Annotated in this window: 1 protein-coding gene; it reads right to left on the reverse strand. The window is 69.9% G+C overall.

Going from position 1 to position 428, the window contains the following annotated elements; translation table 11 throughout:
* A partial coding sequence (locus EXE45_RS18040) for an ABC transporter permease (RefSeq protein ID WP_158294341.1) occupies nt 1-428 on the reverse strand: 428 nt, incomplete at both ends.

Genomic DNA, 428 nt, shown 5'->3' on the forward strand with positions numbered 1-428 from the left:
GTGTACGCCGTGCTCGGCGTGATGACGTTCAGGAACGCCACCCAGGCCGGAACCGCGGCGCCGCCGGAGGGCACCGAGAAGCCGTTGACGACGAAGAGCGCCGCCAGCGGGACGATGTCTGCGAGGATCTCGAGGACGACGAAGGCGCCGATGCCGAAGGCCATGGCGCGGCCGCCGCTCCCCGTCGTGGCAGAGATGGCGACCATGACGCCGATGTACACCAGCGCGAGCACGAGCGTCATCGCCGTGAAGACGGCGTAGTCGACGGGGGCGAACGAGTCGAACAGAGCCAGCGCCACGACGAGCGTGATCGTCAGGCCGACCACGATGGCCGCGCCGAGGACGGCAGTCCGACCGACGAGCTTGCCGAGGACCACGTCCGCGCGGCTGTGGGGGAAGCCCAAGAGGAGCTTTCCCGACCCGCTGGC

The sequence above is a fragment of the Halorubrum sp. SP9 genome, assembly GCF_005435015.1.
Taxonomy (GTDB): Archaea; Halobacteriota; Halobacteria; order Halobacteriales; family Haloferacaceae; genus Halorubrum; species Halorubrum sodomense.